General features: G+C 51.1%; 16 protein-coding genes. 12 read left to right on the top strand and 4 right to left on the bottom strand.

Features of this window, described 5'->3' with window-relative positions; translation table 11 throughout:
- From ABYK60_RS05915 to purU, 4 genes are all read left to right on the top strand, one after another.
- On the top strand, nt 1-538 hold a 538-nt coding region (locus tag ABYK60_RS05915), incomplete at its 5' end, for a pseudouridine synthase (protein ID WP_372871014.1).
- Between the two features lie 468 nt (nt 539-1,006).
- On the top strand, nt 1,007-1,468 hold the full coding sequence (locus tag ABYK60_RS05910) for a flavodoxin (RefSeq protein WP_372871013.1): 462 nt from the start codon (nt 1,007-1,009) through the stop codon (nt 1,466-1,468).
- Nucleotides 1,420-2,889 carry a PTS transporter subunit EIIC gene (locus tag ABYK60_RS05905; RefSeq protein ID WP_372871011.1) on the top strand — a complete coding sequence of 490 codons (1,470 nt, stop codon included), beginning with the start codon at nt 1,420-1,422 and terminating at the stop codon, nt 2,887-2,889. Before ABYK60_RS05910 ends, ABYK60_RS05905 begins: the two co-directional genes overlap by 49 nt.
- Nucleotides 2,890-3,052: 163 nt before the next feature.
- A complete protein-coding gene (gene purU, locus ABYK60_RS05900) occupies nt 3,053-3,898 on the top strand; it encodes a formyltetrahydrofolate deformylase (RefSeq protein WP_372871010.1) in 846 nt (281 codons plus the stop codon).
- A 57-nt stretch (nt 3,899-3,955) separates the two neighbouring features.
- Here purU and ABYK60_RS05895 read toward each other — a convergent pair whose 3' ends face one another.
- From ABYK60_RS05895 to map, 4 genes are all read right to left on the bottom strand, one after another.
- Nucleotides 3,956-4,303, bottom strand: coding sequence for a DUF3718 domain-containing protein (locus tag ABYK60_RS05895; protein WP_372871009.1), 348 nt, complete (start codon nt 4,301-4,303; stop codon nt 3,956-3,958).
- A 273-nt stretch (nt 4,304-4,576) separates the two neighbouring features.
- Nucleotides 4,577-5,401 carry a 2,3,4,5-tetrahydropyridine-2,6-dicarboxylate N-succinyltransferase gene (gene dapD / locus ABYK60_RS05890; protein WP_372871008.1) on the bottom strand — a complete coding sequence of 275 codons (825 nt, stop codon included), beginning with the start codon at nt 5,399-5,401 and terminating at the stop codon, nt 4,577-4,579.
- Between the two features lie 27 nt (nt 5,402-5,428).
- Nucleotides 5,429-8,002, bottom strand: coding sequence for a bifunctional uridylyltransferase/uridylyl-removing protein GlnD (glnD, locus tag ABYK60_RS05885; RefSeq protein ID WP_372871007.1), 2,574 nt, complete (start codon nt 8,000-8,002; stop codon nt 5,429-5,431).
- Nucleotides 8,003-8,010: 8 nt separating this feature from the next.
- Nucleotides 8,011-8,811: a type I methionyl aminopeptidase gene (gene map / locus ABYK60_RS05880; RefSeq protein ID WP_372871006.1), complete on the bottom strand. Its 801-nt coding sequence runs from the start codon at nt 8,809-8,811 to the stop codon at nt 8,011-8,013.
- Nucleotides 8,812-9,124: 313 nt separating this feature from the next.
- Here map and rpsB point away from each other — a divergent pair, with 313 nt between their 5' ends.
- The 8 genes from rpsB (at nt 9,125) to rseP (ending at nt 16,619) form a co-directional block, all read left to right on the top strand.
- A complete protein-coding gene (gene rpsB / locus ABYK60_RS05875; RefSeq protein WP_372871005.1) occupies nt 9,125-9,853 on the top strand; it encodes a 30S ribosomal protein S2 in 729 nt (242 codons plus the stop codon).
- A 129-nt stretch (nt 9,854-9,982) separates the two neighbouring features.
- Complete coding sequence (gene tsf / locus ABYK60_RS05870) at nt 9,983-10,834, top strand: translation elongation factor Ts (RefSeq protein ID WP_372871004.1); 852 nt, start codon at nt 9,983-9,985, stop codon at nt 10,832-10,834.
- 69 nt (nt 10,835-10,903) lie between these two features.
- Nucleotides 10,904-11,632 (top strand): UMP kinase, encoded by a 729-nt coding sequence (pyrH, locus tag ABYK60_RS05865; RefSeq protein WP_126166269.1) that lies wholly within the window; start codon nt 10,904-10,906, stop codon nt 11,630-11,632.
- 77 nt (nt 11,633-11,709) lie between these two features.
- Nucleotides 11,710-12,267 (top strand): ribosome recycling factor, encoded by a 558-nt coding sequence (gene frr, locus ABYK60_RS05860; protein ID WP_372871003.1) that lies wholly within the window; start codon nt 11,710-11,712, stop codon nt 12,265-12,267.
- An 82-nt stretch (nt 12,268-12,349) separates the two neighbouring features.
- Nucleotides 12,350-13,150 (top strand): polyprenyl diphosphate synthase, encoded by an 801-nt coding sequence (uppS, locus tag ABYK60_RS05855; RefSeq protein ID WP_372871002.1) that lies wholly within the window; start codon nt 12,350-12,352, stop codon nt 13,148-13,150.
- Nucleotides 13,151-13,173: 23 nt separating this feature from the next.
- A complete protein-coding gene (locus tag ABYK60_RS05850; protein ID WP_372871001.1) occupies nt 13,174-14,031 on the top strand; it encodes a phosphatidate cytidylyltransferase in 858 nt (285 codons plus the stop codon).
- A gap of 2 nt (nt 14,032-14,033) precedes the next feature.
- Complete coding sequence (ispC, locus tag ABYK60_RS05845) at nt 14,034-15,221, top strand: 1-deoxy-D-xylulose-5-phosphate reductoisomerase (protein WP_372871000.1); 1,188 nt, start codon at nt 14,034-14,036, stop codon at nt 15,219-15,221.
- Nucleotides 15,222-15,248: 27 nt separating this feature from the next.
- A complete protein-coding gene (gene rseP, locus ABYK60_RS05840) occupies nt 15,249-16,619 on the top strand; it encodes a sigma E protease regulator RseP (protein ID WP_372870999.1) in 1,371 nt (456 codons plus the stop codon).

The following is a 16,619-nucleotide window of genomic DNA, read 5'->3' as shown; positions in this document are numbered from 1 at the left end:
CCTTTGTGGCCAGTTTGCCAGTCACAGTATCCGTAAGCATTATCTCGCGTTGGTGCGTGGCAATATGCATGAAGCCGGGGTGCTTGATTATCCACTTAAAGAGGAATTGGATGAGCTGGCCGATAAAGATGTTGATCCCGATAAACCCGCGCAGGATGCGGTAACAGCTTACCAACCGCTGCTTAATTGTGAGATCCCTTATTCATCGGGTCGCTACCCGAGTAGCCGCTTTGCCCTGATGCATCTCGAGCCTAAAACTGGCCGCAAGCATCAGTTAAGGCGCCACATGGCCCATCTGCGTCACCCCATTGTGGGTGACACCACCCACGGTGATGGCAAGCAAAACCGTTTTTTCAGAGAGCATTTTGGAGTGAATCGTCTGTGGCTGATAGCCAAGCGACTGGAAATTGCTCATCCGCTTACCGGGCTGCCATTGGCAATAGAAACGGAACTCGAGCCTGAGTGGCTCAGTATTTTTGATGGACTTGGCTGGGATGATGCTAACTTGTCACCGGAATTACCATTGAACATTGCCTGAGGCGGCACCAGTGGCATTCCTTGAAATTTGATTAGCCCTGACTTTTTATCCGGGCTTTTAACTCAGCCAGACTGACAAAGCCTGCGACCTGAGTATGGGCTGTGTCGGGCCAAAGCCTTTGGCTTTGAAAGTAACGACCTCGTCGGTGTTGACAGGCTTTGTGTTGCTTTTTTCGGCAGTTTGGTTGCATGGTATTGTTCCCGTAGCACAAACTCCTTCCCTGGCAAATAAGGCTCTCGTGGTCGTATGCCTCTTCGGTATCGCTTTAAAACGGCCGTTGCAACAGCCGTAAAGAGGGGGAGCCATAATGGCTTAAAGGTACCATAAAAGTGGCTGAAGAGACCAGTAATACCATTGAAAAGCATGGAATTACACTGGATTAAAAGGCTTGCAAGCTTGTAGTCAGATACCCTATGTTGATACCCATATAGTTGAAAGTTTAGAGATAAACAGAAAGGATAAGGAAGGATGAAGCAGGTAGATTTGGTATTTGGCACTGTGTATGGCAGCGCCCAGTTTGTGGCCGAAACACTGGCCGATGAGTTATCGGCGCTGGGCTACCTGCCGCGGCTTTGGTTGCCACAGGAGTTACCGGGTTTTACCCCTGATACAGGATTACTGATAGTCGTGTCTTCCACTACCGGCAGTGGGGATTTACCCGATGACATTCAACCTTGGTATTACCGGCTCAAATCCGAAGCGCCTTATTTGCCATCGTTACGTTTTAGCGTTTTGGGTCTTGGAGATTCAAGCTATAGCGAATTCTGCGGCGCTGGCGAGAAGCTGAATGAACTTTTTGCAGAGCTGGGCGCCAAACAAGTGCAGCCGTTGCTGCGTATCGACGCGATGGAAACCATGGAACCGGAAATAGAGGCCAAAGCATGGCTAGCTCAATGGCATCAACGGGTTCAGAGCGAAATAGCCGCTTGAATCGATTCAATCGTCATTGGTTTCGCTTCGCCCAGCGTCTGTCCCAGACGCTGCTTATCCCCATCGCAATTCTGCCCGCTGCCGGGGTTATGATTGGCCTCGCAACCAATCCGTTACCTTTTATTCCTGACGCACTGAATATTTTGATGTTAAGCGTCGGCAAGCTTGTGTTTGATATTATGCCGATGCTGTTCGCCATAGCGGTTGCCATTGGATTTTGTCGGGACCAGGGCATAGCCGCATTTTCCGCCGCTTTTGGTTATGGTGTACTCATCTCCACTCTTGCCGCAGCTGCTAAAGTCTACCAACTACCAACTCAACTTGTTTGGGGAACACCAACAATAGATACAGGGATCGCGGGGGGAATGGCCGTAGGCGCAGTGACCTGTATTGCGGTGCGTTTCAGTGAACATCTTAAGCTACCAGCAGTGTTTTCATTTTTTGAAGGCAGGCGAAGTGCGCCTCTTATTATGATCCCTTTAGTGATTGTGATGGCATTCATACTTGCTTTTATCTGGCCCCCGCTTGAGCAACTTATCGAGCGCATTTCAGGCTGGGCAGTATATCAGGAGCCTGCTATCGCCTTTGGTTTCTATGGCACAGTAGAGCGACTGCTGCTGCCTCTTGGGCTTCATCACATCTGGAATGCACCCTTTTATCTCGAAGTTGGCCAGTATCAGGCCGGTGGTGAGATGGTACGGGGCGAAATGGCGCGTTATCTGGCGGGCGATCCGTCTGCCGGAAATCTTGCCGGTGGCTACCTTGTTAAAATGTGGGGCTTACCAGCCGCAGCGCTGGCAATGTGGCGCTGTGCCGATAAAGAGCAGCGCAACAGAGTGGCCGGCATAATGCTGTCCGCAGCCGGAGCGAGTTGGCTGACCGGTGTGACTGAGCCGGTGGAGTTTGCTTTTTTGTTTGTGGCGCCGCTTTTGTACTTACTTCATGCGCTGCTTACCGGACTTGCTTACAGTGTGTCTATCTTATTGGATGTGCATCACAGCGTGGTGTTTTCCCACGGTTTGGTGGACTTTGTGCTCCTGCTGCCTCAATCGAGCAATACCCATTGGTTTTGGTTTTTGGGTCCGCTGGTGTTTGTAATCTACTATGTGTTGTTTCGTGGCTGCATCCTGGCTTTCAATTTAAAAACCCCCGGCCGTTTTGAGCCAGACACTGGCCAGCAGCGCAACCTGCTCGCGATGATTTCCGCTCTTGGTGGCAGTCGCAATGTGGATGAATTATCAGCCTGTTTGACCCGCCTGAGGATCAGTGTGCAGGATCCTTCGCTCGTTGACAGACAACGGCTCATGTCCCTTGGAGCCAAAGGCGTGATCGTGGTTGGCAGCGGTGTGCAGGTGGTGTTTGGGACCAAGGCTGAGACATTAAGAAAGCTGCTACAGCGTTATTTGGATAGTCGCAGCTGAGGCTTTTTATTCTTTTGTGAATTTTATAGCGATATTTTTCCAGATTTGATTATTGCATCTCGAAGATTTCTCTGTTTATCAAATTTATTAAGTGATTTCCTCTGTTTGAGCCCGGTGTATGGCATGCTCAATAGCTGTTTGCTGTTATTTGGGGGAATGCAGAGTGTCGCAAGCGCTGCAACGTAGAGTACTTATAACCGATTGTGCCGATGCCAAGGGGCTGATCGCCAAGATAACCGGGGTTTGTTTTGACCATGGTTTGAATATCATTAAAAACGATGAGTTTGTGGACAACACCGAAGGGCGCTTTTTTATGCGCACCGAACTGGAGGGCGATTTAGACGAGCCAAAGCTGTTGTCGGCACTGTATAAGGTGATGCCGCAGCATAATCATACTGTGCTTAAGCCCGGTGGTCGCAAGCGAGTAGTTGTTATGGTGACCAAAGAAGCACATTGTCTCGGTGATCTGCTGATGAAGTCGTACTATGGCGCGCTGGATGTTGAGATTGCCGCTGTAGTGGGCAACTACGATAAGTTGCGTCAGTTAACTGAGAAGTTTGATATTCCCTATCATTTTGTCAGCCACGAAGGCCTCGACCGTTATCAGCATGAAGCTGCGTTGATTGACGTCATAGCGCCTTATGAACCTGATTATCTGGTGCTGGCCAAGTTTATGCGCGTATTGACCCCCGAATTTGTTGCCCAGTATCCAAACCGTATCATCAATATTCATCACTCGTTTTTGCCAGCCTTTATTGGTGCCAATCCCTATCGTCAGGCGTGGGAGCGGGGAGTAAAAATTATTGGTGCGACAGCCCACTTTGTGAATAACTGTCTCGATGAAGGGCCGATCATCAAGCAGGATGTTATTCATGTTGATCATAACTACAGTGCGCTGGAAATGGCGCGGGCAGGTCGTGATGTGGAGAAAACCGTGCTGAGCCGGGCGCTGGGGCTGGTGCTGGCTGACAAGGTTGTTGTGTACGGCAACAAGACGGTGGTGTTCTAAGCTGTGCCTTTAACAATAAAGGCGCATTTTGCGCCTTTAATGTTTGTGAAAGCGGTATTACTCATCGAAGGTCACATAAATCAGTTCATCACTCAGATTCATGGACAAATCTTTGATAATTACTTCACCGGGTAAATAACGGGATATGCGTTCAGCAGTCCTGTTTGCGCCATGTGACAGTGCAAAGTTGTAGAATGTTTCACCATTACACACCAGTTTGGGGAAGATGCGCTGCTCGTTGATTCGGTAATCCTTCATCGTGTCATTAAAGCGAACCACAGAGTTGCTCATCCCCGCTTTGCACACGCTGATCAGAGTATTTTCAACATAGGGATCCATTGCTGCTGTAGCGGAGAAACAAAAACTTGCCAATGCAACGGTTGATAGGACATTTAGCTTTTTCATAGGTACTCTCCTTGTTGTTCAGATACCCCTGAATTACAGCCCCGTCTTGGATTAATTTCTCCCGCTAAAGTATGTCATTCTGTATCCGTTTATAACTATCCACCGCCAATTGAGCTTAAAGTGCGGTAATTGGGGATGCTTTTGCATGCAGGGCAATAACCTCTTGATAAAAACTTCTGTAATGCACTGCCATTACGCAGAGGTGGATAACAATGGCAATAAAAAGCAGGCTATGGCCTGCTTTTTTTAGATTGCGCACAATGAGAACTGAGTTCAGTCAACCATGCGAAGCAGTTCGTTGATGCCAACTTTGCCGCGGGTCTTCTCGTCGACTTTCTTTACTATGATGGCGGCGTACAGGTTGTACTTGCCACAGCTTGAAGGCAGGGTGCCTGATACCACTACCGAGCCTGCAGGTACACGGCCATAGTGGATTTCGCCGGTTTCACGGTCGTAAATACGGGTGCTTTGCCCAATATACACGCCCATGGAGATCACCGAACCTTCTTCAACCACCACACCTTCTACGATTTCAGAGCGGGCGCCGATAAAGCAGTTATCTTCGATAATGGTAGGCCCGGCCTGCAGCGGCTCAAGTACGCCGCCAATGCCTACGCCGCCGGACAGGTGCACGTTTTTACCGATCTGGGCGCAGGAGCCCACAGTCGCCCAGGTATCAACCATGGTGCCTTCATCAACGTAGGCGCCAAGGTTAACGTAAGATGGCATCAGTACAGTGTTTTTACCGATGAAAGAGCCTTTGCGAACAGCCGCTGGTGGCACTACGCGCACGGCTTCAGCCCGAAAACGCGCTTCGTCGTAATCAGCAAACTTCATAGGTACCTTGTCAAAGTACTTGGTTTCGCCGCCTTCGATAACGCCATTGTCGAAGATGCGGAACGACAGCAACACAGCTTTTTTCAGCCATTGATTAACATGCCACTGACCGTCTATTTTCTCGGCCACACGGACTTCGCCCTTGTCGAGCATGTTGATCACAGTCTCGACATCGGCACGGATGCTGGGATCGACACTGGTAGGGGTGATGGTTGCGCGAGCTTCAAAAGCCGCCTCGATACGCTGGCGTAAAGCCTCCATTTGGGATCTCCCGTGTGTAGTAAAGGGTTAAAAAATCGCACTCTGGGACAGGGCACCAACCAGCGCTTCCCGGAGTTTTTGCTGCTCTGTTTCGCTGAGGGCCTGACCTTCGCGGGTTTGCAGCACGAAAAAGTCTTCCGCGCGCTCACCAATGGTGGTGATCTTGGCGGCCAACAGAGTGATATCACAGCGGTAAAAAATGTCACCGACCCGGGCCAGCAGACCCGGCATGTCCAGCGCGATGAGTTCCATCATACTTGTACCATGACGACTGCTGGGCAGAAAACTGACCTGAGTCGGTACATTAAAAGGTTTCATCTTTCTGGACAGCTTGCGAAACTTCGGCGGTTTGGGATTTTCGCTGGAAAGCGCCTTTTCAAGCCCCTTGCGAATACTTTGTATCCGCGATAGCTGGGCCAATGGATCGCCATCCTGTTCCAGGATGATAAAGCTGTCCAGGGCATAGTTGTCTTTGGATGTCATCACAGTGGCGTCATGAACGTTTATGTTCTTGTTGTCCAGTACAGCCATCACCGTGGCGAACAACTTGGGTCTGTCCTTGCAATACACAAACAGTTCAGTGCCGCCGCGGGTGGTATGTTTGGAAATCAGTACCAGAGGTTCATCCTGGCGGTGCTTTAAGATGCCTTCGGCATGCCAGGTGATTTGGCTTGGTTGATGACGCAGAAAGTAATCGGCCTTGAATCTGCTCCACAGGGCGTCCAGATCTTTCTCCTTTACGCCGCGGCGAAGCAGCTCTTTCTTCGCTTTGGCCTGGTACTCCCGCACCCGGGCACGGATATCCACCGGCTTTTCTTTGCCCCGGGCCAATACCCGCTGGGTAGAGAAATACAGATCTCTTAATAGTGAACCCTTCCAGCTGTTCCAGGTTTTCTCGTTGGTTGAACAGATATCCGCTACTGTGAGGCAATACAGATAGCTCAAGTGCACCGCATCGCGCACTTTGCTGGCAAAGTCAGCGACTACATCGGGGTCGGAAATATCCCGTCGCTGTGCGGTGACAGACATTACCAAATGGTTTTCAACCAGCCAGCTCACCAGGCGGCCATCGTGGTCATTCAGGCCATGTGCCTTACAAAATGCCAGTGCATCCACAGCGCCGAGTTTGCTGTGATCGCCCCCCCGGCCCTTGGCGATGTCGTGGAAGATAGCCGCCAGTACCAGCAATCCTTTTTTCGGCAGCTGGTTGATCAGCACAGAGCCCAGAGGGAACTCATCTTTTTGCTCAGGCTGCGAAAAGCGCTCGATATTGAGCAATAGCCTGTGAGTGTGCTCATCCACTGTATAGGCGTGAAAGAGGTCGAACTGCATCTGACCTTCAATGGCGCGCCAGGCAGGCAAATAGGCAGACAGAATGCCATGCTTGTGCATCAGCGAAAACGCTGGAATCCCACGTGGATGGCGCAGAATTTCCATAAATACCTGACGACACTCGGCATACTCCATCAACGGCTGGTGAAGTGATTTACGTGCCTGACGCAGCGAGCGCAGGGTGGGCGCGTAAATGCCACGGATATTGGAGTTGCGGGCAATGAGTAAAAACAGCCCCATGATGTCTTCCGGCTTGCCAAACGCCTCCTCGGCCAACGCCTCGATAAAGCCGCCACGACGCTGGAAATTGTCGTTTATTGGTACGATTTCCAGCGCTTTGGTATGGCCCAATGTTGCTCGTTTGAAGAGCTGCAGCAGCATCTCGTTGAGCTCCATCACCCGCCGCACGGTGCGGTAGTAGAGCTTCATCATTTGTTCGACCGCAAGCTGAGTCTTATCTTCGTAGCCCAGGAGTTCGGCAACCTGGCGCTGCAAGTCAAACAGCAAACGGTTTTCGTCCCGGCCTGAGGCAATGTGCAGTGCAAAACGGATTTGCCATAAAAACTGCTGACACTCCAGCAGCTCTTCCAGCTCTATCGGTTCAAGAAAGCCGTAACCCACCAACTCTTCGAGACGCGAAGCATTGAAATGACGCATGGCCACCCAGGCCACTGTCTGAATATCGCGAAGACCACCGGGGCAACTTTTAACGTTGGGCTCCAAATCGAACGCACTGGCCTTGGTGTGGCGGGCTTGCTGCTCATCTCGCTTAGCCATGAAAAAATCGCTTGAAGGCCAGAATTCTGAGGTGCGTATGGCGTCGTACAGCTCGTCAAACAGCGGCTCACAACCGGTGAGAAAACGCGCTTCGAGTAAATTGGTGGCAATGGTAATATCGCCCCGGCCTTGCTCCAGTGTTTCGTTCACACTGCGTACACTGTGGCCAATTTCAAGCCCGGCGTCCCAGAGAAAGGCAATGAAGTAGCCAAGCACGAACTCGGCTTCTTTGGGGAGCTTTTCATCGACTAAAAACAGCAGGTCAATATCTGAATAGGGATGAAGCTCGCCGCGTCCGTAACCTCCCACGGCTATCAGTGCGACCGGGTAGTTGCCAAGGCCATGTTGCTCCCAGGCGCTGATGAGCAGCTCATCTACTCCCTGACAACGACGCCGTACCAGTTCGACCACGTTTTCGCGGGCCGAAAAAGCCAGTGCCAGTTGCTGATTAAGCGCCTGCAATGACGCTTTGGCCTGCTGAGCCGTCGTCATGGTATGCCCTATTTGTGATTGATTACGCGTGGTAAATCTTCTTCGCTGCGTAGCGTGAGAACTTCCACACCTGTCTCGGTCACCAATAGGGTGTGCTCGTACTGGGCAGAGTTTTTGCCATCGATGGTGGTGACAGTCCAGCCGTCATCTTTATCCAGTAAAGTTTGATGACGACCTGCGTTGATCATTGGCTCAATGGTAAAGCACATGCCGGGACGCAGCACTGTGTTGTCAGTGTTTTTGTAGTGCACAACCTGGGGTTCTTCGTGGAAAGTGGCACCGATGCCGTGGCCACAGTAGTCACGTACTATGCTGTATTTCTCAAGGCCAGTTTTAGCTCCCTTGACCACTTTTTCGATGGTTGCGCCGATTTCACCCAGTTTCATGCCGGGACGAACCTTGCGGATGGCAGCATACAGGCTTTCCTGAGCGATTCGGCACAGACGCTTGTCTTTTGGCGATACCTCACCGATGAAAAACATCTTGGAAGTGTCACCGTGGTAACCATCTTTAATCACTGTGATATCGATATTGAGGATGTCACCGTCTTTAAGTACTTCATCAGAGGGGATGCCGTGGCAAATCACCGCATTGACCGAAGTACAGATTGACTTGGGAAAACCGTGGTAATTAAGTGGCGCGGAGATGGCGCCTTGCTCTTCAGTATATTTGGCGCAAATGTCGTTCAGTTCATTGGTGGTCACGCCAGCCTTGACAAAGGGCGCAATCATTTCAAGAACATCGGCGGCCAGTTTACCGGCTGCACGCATTTTTTCGATTTCAGCGGGCGTCTTGATGACTATACTCATGCAGTTGTTATCTCACCTAGTATCACAGGGAATGCGGTGCGCTTGACTGCCAATTTTGGCCTGCAAAAATTTGTGCTTTGACCTGGATTATGGTATAAAGCGCGCCGTTATGTTTGACTCTCAAAATCACCGCGGTGGGAAATCCAGAGCAGTGATGAGGAAAATATGGCGGCCATTATACATGGCTAATTGGTAAATACTAAATCGCACACGTGTCGACACATGCCTCGGGGTGCTTCTGGTCAACAGGTCAGGGGTCGAGGTCATGGGACGCGTGGAGGTAGAACCCCTTTTTACTTTTAAGGTATTCAAAATGACTACAGTTTCAATGCGCGACATGCTCCAGGCCGGTGTTCACTTCGGTCACCAGACCCGTTACTGGAACCCTAAGATGAAGCCATTCATCTTCGGTGCCCGCAACGGTGTACACATCATCAACCTCGAGCACACTGTACCAATGTTCAACGAAGCTCTGGCTTTCATCAGCAACGTAGCTTCCAAGAAAGGTAAAATCCTGTTTGTTGGTACCAAGCGCGCTGCCAGCGAAGCTATCAAAGAATCTGCTGTTTCTTGTGATCAGTACTACGTTGACCACCGCTGGCTCGGCGGTATGCTGACCAACTGGAAAACCGTTCGTCAGTCAATCAAGCGTCTGAAAGAGCTGGAAACCCAGTCAGTTGACGGTACTTTTGACAAGCTGACCAAGAAAGAAGCTCTGATGCGTACTCGCGAGCTGGAAAAGCTTGAGAAGTCTCTGGGCGGTATCAAGAACATGGGCGGTCTGCCTGATGCTCTGTTCGTGATCGGTGCTGACCACGAGCATATCGCTATCAAAGAAGCCAACAACCTGGGCATTCCAGTGGTTGCTGTTGTTGATACCAACGCTTCTCCTGATGGTGTGAACTACATCGTTCCTGGTAACGACGACGCTATGCGTGCTATCCGCCTGTACACTGAAGCTGCTGCCGCTGCTGCCAAGTCTGGCCGTGGTCAGGATCTGGCTGTACAAGCTGAGCAAGACGGTTTCGTAGAAGCCGAATAATAAGGCGTGATGAGTTTCATCTCCCTTATTAACCAAGATCTATGATTGGTTAACAGGGGCCCATGGGCCCCTGTTTCATACCTGCTGACTCGACAAGTGATTGTCGACTATCTATAGAGGAATTTAACAATGGCAATTTCTGCTGCCCTGGTTAAAGAACTGCGTGAGCGCACTGGCGCCGGCATGATGGATTGTAAAAAAGCTCTGGAAGAGACCAACGGTGATATCGAGCTGGCTATCGATAACATGCGTAAGAGTGGTGCTGCCAAAGCTGCTAAGAAAGCCGGTAACATCGCTGCTGAAGGTACCATCCTGATCAAGCAGGGTGCTGGTTTCACTGCGCTGCTGGAAGTGAACTGTCAGACTGACTTCGTTGCCAAGGACTCTAACTTCCTGGCTTTTGCTAACGAAGTTCTGGAAGTGGCTGCCGCCGGTAAAGTTACCGTAGAAGATCTGAAAGCTCAGTTCGAAGAAGCGCGTGTTGCTCTGGTTGCCAAAATCGGTGAAAACATCAATGTTCGTCGCGTTGAGTACATCGATGGTGCCTCTGCCGCTTCTTACCGCCACGGCGACCGTATCGGTGTGGTTGTAACCGGTGACGCTGACGAAGAAACTCTGAAGCATTTGGCTATGCATGTTGCGGCTTCCAAGCCTGAATACGTAAACCCTTCAGACGTTCCTGCTGAAGTGGTTGCCAAAGAGCGTGAAGTTCAGGTGGAAATCGCCATGAACGAAGGCAAGCCAAAAGACATCGCTGAGAAGATGGTTGAAGGCCGTATGAAGAAGTTCACCGGTGAAGTATCTCTGACCGGTCAGCCATTCATCATGGAGCCTAAGAAGACTGTTGGCGAATTCCTGAAAGAGAAAGGCGCTTCTGTTTCTACCTTCATCCGTCTGGAAGTTGGTGAAGGTATTGAGAAGAAAGAAGAAGATTTCGCGGCTGAAGTAGCCAAGCAAATCGCCGCTTCTCAGAAGGCTTAATTGCCACTTAGGTAAGTACCCCAAGACCGCAGCAGCCGCTGCGGTCTTGTTATAACCAGGACAATAATCATGAGCACCAATCCAAAACCTGCATTTCGTCGCATTCTTCTTAAGTTAAGTGGAGAGGCCCTGATGGGCTCAGAGGGCTTCGGTATCGATCCCAGTGTACTGGATCGTATGGCTCAGGAAATCAAGGAACTGGTTGAACTGGGTATCCAGGTTGGTGTGGTGATTGGCGGCGGTAACCTGTTCCGAGGTGAAGGTCTTGCCAAAGCGGGTATGAACCGCGTGGTGGGTGACCACATGGGTATGCTGGCGACAGTAATGAATGGCCTGGCGATGCGTGATGCTTTGCACCGTGCCTATGTGAATGCCCGTCTGATGTCAGCCATTCCTTTGAATGGTGTTTGTGACCGTTACAATTGGGCTGAGGCTATCAGCCTGCTCAAGTCCGGACGCGTAGTGATATTTGCTGCCGGTACCGGTAACCCTTTCTGTACCACCGACTCGGCAGCCTGTTTGCGCGGCATTGAAATTGAAGCCGATGTCGTGTTAAAAGGCACCAAGGTTGACGGCGTCTATTCTGCCGACCCAATGAAAGACCCTGAGGCGAAGAAGTACGATGAACTCACTTATGCCGAGGTTCTGGACAAAGAATTGAAGGTGATGGATCTTTCGGCTTTTACCATGGCCCGTGACCATGACATGCCTATTCTGGTCTTCAACATGAACAAGCCCGGCGCGCTGCGTCGTGTTATCATGGGTGAAGAAGGTGAAGGCACCATCATCAAGAAATAAGTCTAAAGTTAGCGAAAGTAAGGACTGTGCAGTCTGTTGGATTGCACATCCAATAATGACCTAAAAGGACATTTACCGTGATTGAAGATATCAAAAAAGACGCGCAGGAGCGCATGGGCAAATGTGTAGAAGCCACCAAGGCGCAAATGGCCAAAGTTCGTACCGGCCGTGCACATCCCAGCTTGCTGGATACTATCCACGTTAATTACTACGGCACCATGACTCCGCTTAAGCAAGTGGCAAACGTGAGTATCGAAGACAGCCGTACTTTGGCGGTAAGCGTATTTGACCGTAGCGCTATCCAGGCGGTCGAAAAGGCTATCATGAGTTCAGATCTGGGGCTTAACCCCATGTCAGCCGGTGCCACAATCCGTATTCCTCTGCCACCTCTGACTGAAGAGCGTCGTCGTGATCTGGTGAAAGTGGTTCGCGCCGAAGCTGAGCAGGGGCGTGTTGCCGTGCGTAACGTACGTCGCGATGCCAACTCTCACTTTAAGCAGTTGGAAAAGGACAAAGAATGTACTGAGGATGATGTACGTCGCAGCGAAGAAGAAGTGCAGAAGATCACCGATCTGCACATCAAAAAGATCGATGAAATCCTGACAGCCAAAGAAGCGGAGTTGATGGAGGTCTAAGCCTTCTGACTCCACGCTAGAGTTAAGACGCCGTGTAGAGGTATACTACACGGCGTTTGTTTATTTATAGGGTTGTATATCGATGTCTTCCAACAGGGAAATTACCGCTGAACAGACTACAGAGTCTATGCCTCAAGAGGTCTCTGAACTGGTCAATCAGTCCCTGCCGGGGCATGTCGCTATTATCATGGACGGTAACGGTCGCTGGGCACAGGCTCAGGGCAAACCCAGGGTAATAGGGCACAAGGCAGGGGTGAAGGCGGTACGTCGGGCGGTAAGTACAGCGCGTCAGCTTGGAATACGGTCATTGACTCTATTTGCCTTTTCAAGCGAAAACTGGCGCAGGCCCGATGTAGAAGTCAGCTTGCTGATGGAACTGTTTTTTACTGTACTGCGCCGCGAAATCAAGCTTTTGGATCAAAATGGTGTGCGGCTCAATATCATTGGCGATACCAGCCGTTTTTCTGAGCGACTGCAAAAGCAAATTCGCGATGCAGAAGCTAAAACTGCCGGTAATAGTGAGCTGATCCTGAACGTCGCAGCCAACTACGGTGGTCGCTGGGATATACTTCAGGCAGCAAACCAACTGGCTCAAAAGCTCTCATCTGGTGAAATCGACAGCAGTCAGTTTACCGAAGAGGCATTAAGTCAACATTTGTGCATGCAAAATCAAGGGGAAGTTGATTTAATGATCCGCACTGGTGGCGACTACCGCATCAGTAACTTTGTGCTCTGGCAGGCGGCTTATGCTGAGTTGGTGTTTACTGACACCCTTTGGCCTGATTTTGATGAGCAATGTTTTAAAGACGCTATCGCCCTATTTGCGAGTCGTCAGCGCCGATTCGGATTGACCGGAAGCCAAATAGAAGAATTGAGCGCCTGATTTTAATTTACGAGGGACGTTTTTTGCTAAAACAACGAATAATAACAGCAATCTGGCTTATCCCACTGGTTTTCGGCGCCATATTTTATCTGCCGTCTGCCTATTTCGCCTGGGCCTTGGTTGGGGTGTTTCTGATAGCAGCAAAGGAGTGGGGGCGTATTATTGATGCCAGCTGTCAGATGACCCAATGGAGTTTTACCATTACGCTCGCCATCCTCTTGGTGGCGCTGAATATACTGGTGCCGGTCTCTGAGGTATGGAATACGGGGCATTTGCATCCTATCTTCCTTGCAGTCACCTTGCTCGGTGGCCTTTGGTGGCTGATTGCCATGGGCTTGGTGGTGACCTATCCCAAGAGCGCCCGTCTGTGGCAGCGCAGTCATATGCTGAAATCCATGTTTGGCCAGCTAACCCTACTGCCGTGTTTCGTGTCTCTGGTGGCGCTTAAGTCACTGAGCACCGCCAGTGAACCTTATTTTGGTGGTGCGTTGGTATTTTTGGTGATGTTGGTGGTGTGGGCGGCCGACAGTGGTGCTTACTTTGCCGGTAAAGCGCTGGGGCGAACCAAACTGGCACCTAATGTCAGTCCAGCCAAGACTATCGAAGGTCTTGTTGGCGGCCTCGTTACCACCATGATTGTGGTGGCCGTGGTGATGACTCTGTCACCGCTGCAGGAAATGGGGCTGGTGATTGCCGTCACCCTGTTTACTGCGCTGGCGTCTGCTTTGGGCGATCTGTCAGAGAGCATGTTCAAACGGGCTGCCAATATCAAAGATTCCGGCACCATTTTGCCGGGACACGGCGGCGTACTTGACCGTATCGATAGCCTGACTGCGGCGCTGCCTGTGTTCACCCTTATCTACATCACCTTTTGGATGTAAGCATGCAAAATCTGGTGATCCTGGGGGCCACAGGCTCCATTGGAAAAAGTACCCTCGATGTGATTAAGCGAAACCCCGGTGCGTACCGGGCTTTCGCCTTGGTGGCTGCCAGCAGCGTGGCCCGTATGCACGAGCTTTGCCTTGAGCATCGCCCTCGCTATGCCCACATGGTTGACCCGCAGGCAGCAGCCGAGCTGAAAGCCGGTTTACCGGCCGAGCTCAACATTGAAGTCAGCACCGGCGAAGCGGCGCTGCTTGGGCTGGTGTCGGCCGCCGAGGTCGACACTGTGATGGCCGCTATTGTGGGGGCCGCCGGTTTGGTGCCAACCCTGGCGGCGGTACGTGCCGGTAAGCGGGTTCTTTTGGCCAACAAAGAAGCACTGGTGATGTCCGGAGAGCTTTTTATCGAAGAAACCCGCAAGAATGGCGCTACCTTGCTGCCCGTGGACAGTGAGCACAATGCGATATTCCAGTGTCTGCCTGAACAGGCGCAGCGCGAAATAGGCCGCTGTGATTTATCCGCCGCCGGCATTTCCCATATTTTGCTGACTGGCTCCGGTGGCCCGTTTTTAACATCGCCGCTGGACTCCCTGGCCGCCATGACACCGGCCCAGGCCTGCAAACACCCTAATTGGTCTATGGGCCCGAAAATCTCGGTTGACTCCGCCACCATGATGAACAAAGGGCTGGAATTTATTGAAGCCCGCTGGCTGTTCAATACCGGTAAGGATGAGCTTAAGGTGGTTATTCACCCCCAAAGCGTTATCCACTCCATGGTGCAGTACCGCGATGGCAGCGTGTTGGCACAAATGGGGAACCCGGACATGCGTACACCCATCGCTTATACCATGGCGTACCCAGAGCGAATTTCTGCCGGGGTGGAACCTTTGGACTTTTTCAAAGTCGGACACTTAAGTTTTTGCGAGCCTGATTTTGCCCGTTTCCCTTGTCTGAAATTGGCGATGGATGCCTGCCAGCAGGGGCAGGAAGCCACCACGGTACTCAATGCTGCCAACGAGGTAGCCGTGGCGGCCTTTTTGAACGGTCAGATAGGTTTTACCGATATCGCTGTGATTAATGGCGAATGTCTGGGTAAGATAGCACAAACCCATCTGGATTCGCTGGAAGCCATTTTGGCGCTCGACAGCGAAGCCAGACAAATGGCCCGGCAACTGGTGGCTCGTCACTGATTGTAAGGACTTAATCGAAGGAGAACTATGTTCGACATCCTCTGGAATGCCGCATCCTTCATTGTGGCGCTGGGATTACTGATCACCGCACATGAATATGGACATTTCTATATTGCCCGTCGCTGTGGCGTAAAAGTGGAGCGTTTTTCCATCGGTTTTGGCAAGCCATTGTGGCGCAGAGTTGCGGCAGATGGTACCGAATATGTTGTTGCCATGATCCCACTTGGCGGCTACGTGAAGATGCTTGATGAGCGGGTTGATGATGTACCGGCATCAATGGCAAACCAGGCCTTTAACCGTAAGACTGTGTGGCAGCGCATTGCGATAGTTGCTGCAGGGCCCATCGCCAACTTCATTTTTGCCATTGTAGCTCTCTATATCATGTACTTGATTGGTGTCCCGTCGGTCAAGCCGGTGATTGACGCTACATTGGTGAATTCTCCAGCAGCTGTGATAAATGTTAAGGAACCGATGCAAATCCTCGCTGTCTCAGGACAGAAGGTACGCAATTGGGAAGAGGTCAATCTGGCGCTGGTAGGTCACATTGGTGATGACAGCCTGAGCTTGACCCTGGCACCGTTGAACCGTTTGGCAGGCCAAACGACCGAAGAGCGCATCTTTACCCTGGATACCCGTAATTGGCGTTTTGACCCTGAGAAGGAGTCGGCCATTGGCGCTCTGGGGTTGAGTATGCTGCGGCCTAAAATATTGCCAGTGGTGGCTCAGGTCTCCCAAAACAGCGCCGCCGAAGCGGCTGGTGTACAGGTAGGAGATGAAATCGTTGGTATCGATGGCGTGAGTTACGCTGGTTGGCAGTGGTTTGTCACTACTATCCAGGGCTCAGCGGACAAATCGATTCAGCTCACCATTAAACGCAATGGCGAGCAGAAGGTACTGATTGCCACGCCAAGGCCCGGTAAGGGCGCTGACGGCAAAACTGTTGGTTTGATAGGCATAGTACCCCAGGCCAGTGAACTGCCAGAGGCTATGCGTATCCAGTTGCAATATGGCATGTTAGACTCCTTGGCGGTTGCGACGGAGAAAACTTGGCAGCTGGTGGTTGTCAGCGTCAAGATGATCGGAAAGCTTTTCACCGGTGATGTGTCGGTGAAGAATCTGAGCGGACCCATTTCCATTGCTCAGGGCGCTGGTAACAGTGCCAATTTTGGCTTGGTGTACTTTTTGGGATTTTTGGCACTCATCAGTGTGAATCTGGGCATTATTAATCTTCTGCCCTTACCCGTACTCGATGGTGGCCATTTGTTGTATTACTTTGTGGAAGTGATCACCGGGAAACCTGTACCTGAAAAGGTGCAAGAAATAGGATTCAGATTTGGGGCAGCGCTGCTGCTAATGTTGATGAGTATCGCGCTTTTCAATGATTTTGCCCGACTCTGA

Origin of the sequence: Shewanella sp. (genome assembly GCF_041630135.1) — a bacterium.
Taxonomy (GTDB): Bacteria; Pseudomonadota; Gammaproteobacteria; order Enterobacterales; family Shewanellaceae; genus Shewanella.
Note: the sequence above shows the minus strand (reverse complement) of the source record. Positions and strands in the feature narration are given on the sequence as shown.

Bases quoted from the DNA above. Each gene is read 5' to 3' on its own strand.
- ABYK60_RS05910 (WP_372871013.1), top strand. From the start codon at position 1,007: ATGAAGCAGGTAGATTTGGTATTTGGCACTGTGTATGGCAGCGCCCAG.
- ABYK60_RS05905 (WP_372871011.1), top strand. From the start codon at position 1,420: ATGGCTAGCTCAATGGCATCAACGGGTTCAGAGCGAAATAGCCGCTTG.
- ABYK60_RS05895 (WP_372871009.1), bottom strand. From the start codon at position 4,303: ATGAAAAAGCTAAATGTCCTATCAACCGTTGCATTGGCAAGTTTTTGT.
- dapD (WP_372871008.1), bottom strand. From the start codon at position 5,401: ATGGAGGCTTTACGCCAGCGTATCGAGGCGGCTTTTGAAGCTCGCGCA.
- glnD (WP_372871007.1), bottom strand. From the start codon at position 8,002: ATGACGACGGCTCAGCAGGCCAAAGCGTCATTGCAGGCGCTTAATCAG.
- map (WP_372871006.1), bottom strand. From the start codon at position 8,811: ATGAGTATAGTCATCAAGACGCCCGCTGAAATCGAAAAAATGCGTGCA.
- rpsB (WP_372871005.1), top strand. From the start codon at position 9,125: ATGACTACAGTTTCAATGCGCGACATGCTCCAGGCCGGTGTTCACTTC.
- tsf (WP_372871004.1), top strand. From the start codon at position 9,983: ATGGCAATTTCTGCTGCCCTGGTTAAAGAACTGCGTGAGCGCACTGGC.
- pyrH (WP_126166269.1), top strand. From the start codon at position 10,904: ATGAGCACCAATCCAAAACCTGCATTTCGTCGCATTCTTCTTAAGTTA.
- uppS (WP_372871002.1), top strand. From the start codon at position 12,350: ATGTCTTCCAACAGGGAAATTACCGCTGAACAGACTACAGAGTCTATG.
- ispC (WP_372871000.1), top strand. From the start codon at position 14,034: ATGCAAAATCTGGTGATCCTGGGGGCCACAGGCTCCATTGGAAAAAGT.
- rseP (WP_372870999.1), top strand. From the start codon at position 15,249: ATGTTCGACATCCTCTGGAATGCCGCATCCTTCATTGTGGCGCTGGGA.